This window comes from Pseudomonas sp. GW821-FHT01C01 (assembly GCF_059422645.1).
Map to the genome: position 1 here is coordinate 1 of NZ_JBWKXF010000105.1, position 4,770 is coordinate 4,770.

Consider the following 4,770-nt stretch of genomic DNA (forward strand, 5'->3'; position numbering starts at 1 on the left):
GAGCAAGCCCGCTCCCACAGGTACAGCGCAATCCTTGTGGGAGCGGGCTTGCTCGCGAAGGCAGACGACTCGGTCTAAAGCGGCAAATGCTCCAGCGGCAATGCCCCCGGGGCCTTCACCGTATGAATCGCAAAGTTGCTGCGGATGTCGCTCACACCCGGCAGTTTCAGCAAACGTCCGGTGAGAAACCGGTCATAGGCACGCAGGTCCGGCACCACCACCTGCAGCAGAAAGTCCGACTCCCCTGACACCAGAAACGCCGAAATCACCTCGGGCAATGCCGTCACCGCCAGGCGAAAGGATTCGGCTTGTTCGTCGTTATGACGCTCGACCTTGACCCCGACAAACACCGTCAGCCCCAAACCCACTTCGTCGCGATCCAGATTGGCCTGGTAGCCGCGAATAACCCCCGCCTCTTCAAGCATCCGAACCCGGCGCAAACAAGGCGATGCCGACAGGCCGATCTCGTCTGCCAGTTGCACATTGCTCAGGCGACCATCCCGTTGCAGTGCCGCGAGAATCTTGCGGTCGTAGGCGTCAAGTTTCATGGTTTGGCAGATCCCGATGGTTGAAGCGAAATAAAGTGGCAGATTATGCCAATACAGACTCCGATAGAAGCTAACAACGCAAGCACCTGCCCCGCCCTCCAGCCCTAGACTGGCACGACCGAATCGACAACGAATGGGGTGCAACATGCAAGGGCTCTGGCTGTTTTTCATGGCATTGGCAGTGGTCTATCTCTTGCCGGGGCCCGACATGATCCTGCTGTTGCAGACCGGTGCCCGCCAGGGCAAAGGCGCCGCGCTGGCCACGGCAATAGGCCTGGGCATCGCCCGCGGTTGTCATGTGGCATTGGCGGCGCTGGGCCTGGCGGCACTGTTCAAGGCTGCGCCCTGGACCTTCGACGTGGTGCGCCTGGCAGGCGCCGCGTATCTGCTGTGGATCGGCATTCAGTGCCTGCGAACCACCATGCTGCCGAGCTTGACCAACGCCGACACAACCGGCGAAAAACCGCGCTGGAGTGCAGCCATCCGGCGCGGACTGCTGACCAACCTGCTCAACCCCAAGGCACTGTTGTTCTGCTCGGTGCTGCTGCCGCAATTCATCAATCCACAGGCCGGGCCAGTGCTCGGACAATTCGCGACGTTGGGCGTGGTGCTGGTCGGCGTCGGTTTGCTGTTCGACAGCGCCTACGCCCTGGTCGGTGCGGCATTGGGCCGGTGGCTGCAACGCAGCCCCTCTGCCCAGCGCTTGCAGCAATGGTTGTTCGGTAGCCTGTTGATCGGTTTCGCCGTGCGACTGACCTTCGTGCAACAGGCTTGAACCTTACTGCGCCTTGCGGCGGCGATTGAACAAAAACAACGCGGCTGCCGCGACCGCCAGTACGCCACCGACCTGTAACGGTAGCTTGTACGGCCGCAAAGACGAACGCGCAGCGTCGGTGACTTGAGTCACGTAGCGTTTGTCGGCGTTCTCGAAGTCGGGATACGGGCATTGGTGGCCGAAATCGGCGGCCCATTCCACGTAAGGCCCTTCTTTGACATAGCGCTGATAAATCGCACGTTGCTCCTCAAGGCTGCTGTTCCACCCCGACGCTTCGCACAGCACCGCTGCAAACGCCTGGCTGGTGTGAGGCAAGTTATCCGCGGCCTTGCTCGCCAACGCCGTGGCCACGAAGCGATAGTGATAACGCCGATCAGGTTGGGCAGCGCTGGCCTGCTGGCGCTTCACTTCATCCTCGGCCACCAATGGACCGACTTTGAGTTCGGCGTTTTCGAGAACAAAGTTACCGCCGAACGTGGCGTAATCCGGCGCCGATTCATAGCCCAGAATGTCCATGCCCCACTCGCGTGCCGTCCAGGCCGCATTGAACAGCGCAGCGGCGCGACGGGTCGGCCACCAGGCAGAATCAGCCGCCAGACGTTGCTCGCCATACAACCTGGCCTTGTGTCGCAAGCCGTCATTATCGAAGTACATCAGCGCATCCTCGTAATGCCCCTCGCGCAGCAAACGCCGCCCCAGCAGATTGCGCAGGCTCGCCGCCACTGGCAAGGGCACGTAGTTATCGCGGTCCTGCTGGCTGAGCGGCGGCGGTGCTGGCACTTGTGTGTCGACGTAGTGCTTGAGTTCTTCGAGGGTCAACACGCGCTCGGCGACGGTGGCGGCGTCGAACCAGTAAATGCCTTTGCTGCGATACAGCTGATCGAAGGCCTGCAGGTAGTCCCCGCGTTGCAGGGCCAGGATCGCACTTTCACCCTCGACCCGGCATTTGGGCTGAAGTGTTTCGTAATCGAAGTCCGGTGTCCGTCGCTCGCCCCAGGATTCATTCTGCGGGAAGGCCTGGGCTGCTTTGGCATAGGCTGCGGCGGCCGCGTTTTTATCGCCCTCGCGCACCGCCAGTTTTGCCCGCAGCCACCAGGCCAACCCGCCATCGCCGGCATGCTCGAGGAAGGCCTTGGCGCTGGCGTAATCGCCCTGTTGATAATTCATCGCCGCCAGGCGATCGGCATTTTCGAGACTGCCGCGAGTGCTGTTTTGCAGCAGCTTGATCATTTTTTGTTCGTTTACGGGTTGACCGCCAAACGACAAGCCCAACCGGCTGATCAGCGATGCGGTCACCAACTGCTGCACGGGTTGGCCCTTGAGCAACTCGGCCAGTTGATCATCCGGCAGCGCCAGCAGTTCCGCCATCAACACCTTCAACGAGGTGTAGCCCACTGCCGAGCCATGCAGATTTTGCGTGGCGTACAGTTCGATGGCGCGGTTCCAGTCACCGGCGGTACGCGCCACCCGGGCTTCTTCGCCGAGGCTGGCGACACCCAGTTCCAGCGGATCGCTGAAGCCATCGATGCTCAGTTGCCGGGTTTGCTCAAAAGCCTTGCGGGATTGTTCGAGCAGATCCGGAGCCGCATCGGCTTCAGCGCTCATGGCGAACAGCGCGCGCCCCAACGAGTAAGCAGCCCAGGTGCTGCGCGAGGCCCGTTGCTCGGCGGGCAAGGCCAGCACTTTCTTGAAATACCCGGCGGCCAAGGCAGGATCATCCGCGCCAAATGCCACGGCACCCGCCAGGTACAACTTGAGCTCGGGCGGCAGTTGCGCACCTTGGGTTTCAACCTGACGGGCATCGGTCAGGCTGCGCAAGTGTTTTACCAGCACTTGCTGTTCGGCGCTCAATCCGGCCTGCTCGGCTTGATCCCGCTGCGCGGCGTGATCTGGCTCATTCATGCTGTCAGCGACGGCACTGACGTTCTTCAATCCCCGGATGGCGTGGCCGAGGCGGCTGATTTCGAAGCTGAAGTTGCCTTCCGGCAGTTCCGCCAGCGACTGGCCACGGTTATCCAGCAGACGCATGGGGAAGTCCGGGCCGCAGGCCAGCGCCGAACCCAGCGGCAGGCTGAGGCTCAGGCAAAGCAAATGACGCGGCCAGTTACGGGTGAACATTCGAACCTCCTTGATCAATGTGTGCGCAGCGAGCCCAACCAATGGCACGCTGTCCGCCAGCCGGAATTCGGCCATCGCGCAGGCGGGTGAAGGTAAGCAGATCCGGTCGCTGTTGCAACGCGTAACCGGCCAAGGCATCGGCCCCCTCACAACCACTGACCGCCAGTGTCAGGCGTTCGGGCCAGGCGCTGTCGAGATTGCCCTGGTTGCTGATGCCGATGTCATAGAGGCCATTATCGGCCGAGAGTTTCAGCGTCAATCGACTGTCGAGGACATCACCGCGAGCCACGGCACGCAAGGTGGTCAAACTCCAGGCCCGACGGTCGTTGACCAATGGCAGGCGAAACCAGATCAGGCCCGCCAGATGCTCGGGTGGATCGGCACGCAACTCGCTACCGAGGGTGCGCAACGACAGTGGATCGGCGAGTAATTCCCGGCGCAGGCCTTCACGCTCCACAGTCACTTCGCTTTCCACAACAGGCGCGCCACCCGTCGACGGCAGCAACGCCACGCCATAGGCCGGCAGCGCCAGATAGAACGGTTTCGTCGTGATGCGGCTCCAGGCCTTCGCCCATTGCCGGGCCTGATCGGCATCAAACAAGCCACGACGCGGATCGCTCACCGCGTGCACCTGCAACACGCTGCTGTCGACTGTGGATAACAACGCCGGCAGTTCGCGACTGTCGAGCCAGGACGGCAACGCAGTGATGCTCAGCGGCAGCGAAGTCGGCAGCGCTTCACGCAAATGCGCCAGAAATTCGCGGTACGCCAGTAGCCGGGCGTTACCGGCGTCGTGGTCGATTTCTACGCCGGCGAGGTTCAATCCTTGTCCCTGCCAATTGCTGATCACCTGGCGGATCTGCGCTGTGACCTCTTCCTGATCCAGTGCCTTGAGCTGCCCATCCAGGCGAATCACCGCAATCACCGGCCGGCCATCGCGCTTGAGCAGTACCGGATCAATTCGGGCACGGCTCCAGCCGGCATTGGGGAAGGCCTGCAAGGCCAGCACCCGCAACGTCGAAAAATCGCCGCGGCTGTCCCTGAGGGCAGCGTCGTGGGCCGGCGTCCACTGCCGCTGCCAGACGTAAAGCTGTTGATCCAGCGGCGGTGCGTCGTGCCTTTCGCATCCGGAGGTCAGCACCAGCGCCAGCAGCAAGGCGATCGAGCGAGTGAAAAAAACCATTGAAAACGCCTGTCCCTGAAATGCAGAAAGGGCCGCGTCAAGCGTTTGAACACCGCAAACCTTGTGGGAGGGGGGGGGGGGGGGGGGGGGGGGGGGGGGGGGGGGGGGGGGGGGGGGGGGGGGGGGGGGGGAGGGGGGGGGGGGGG

4 protein-coding genes are annotated in these 4,770 nt (G+C 62.5%); 1 reads left to right on the top strand and 3 read right to left on the bottom strand.

Annotation, left to right across the window (positions count from 1 at the left end):
• Positions 1–74: 74 nt before the first annotated feature.
• Positions 75–548 carry an Lrp/AsnC family transcriptional regulator gene (locus AC07XF_RS28775; RefSeq protein ID WP_085723574.1) on the bottom strand — a complete coding sequence of 158 codons (474 nt, stop codon included), beginning with the start codon at positions 546–548 and terminating at the stop codon, positions 75–77.
• Between the two features lie 145 nt (positions 549–693).
• Here AC07XF_RS28775 and AC07XF_RS28780 point away from each other — a divergent pair, with 145 nt between their 5' ends.
• Positions 694–1,323: a LysE family translocator gene (locus tag AC07XF_RS28780; protein ID WP_495029223.1), complete on the top strand. Its 630-nt coding sequence runs from the start codon at positions 694–696 to the stop codon at positions 1,321–1,323.
• Positions 1,324–1,326: 3 nt separating this feature from the next.
• Here AC07XF_RS28780 and AC07XF_RS28785 read toward each other — a convergent pair whose 3' ends face one another.
• Together AC07XF_RS28785 and AC07XF_RS28790 are read right to left on the bottom strand one after the other, a co-directional pair.
• Positions 1,327–3,441: a hypothetical protein gene (locus tag AC07XF_RS28785; RefSeq protein WP_495029224.1), complete on the bottom strand. Its 2,115-nt coding sequence runs from the start codon at positions 3,439–3,441 to the stop codon at positions 1,327–1,329.
• Positions 3,428–4,624: a DUF3142 domain-containing protein gene (locus AC07XF_RS28790; RefSeq protein WP_495029225.1), complete on the bottom strand. Its 1,197-nt coding sequence runs from the start codon at positions 4,622–4,624 to the stop codon at positions 3,428–3,430. The genes AC07XF_RS28785 and AC07XF_RS28790 overlap by 14 nt, the downstream gene beginning before the upstream one ends.
• Positions 4,625–4,770: the final 146 nt, after the last annotated feature.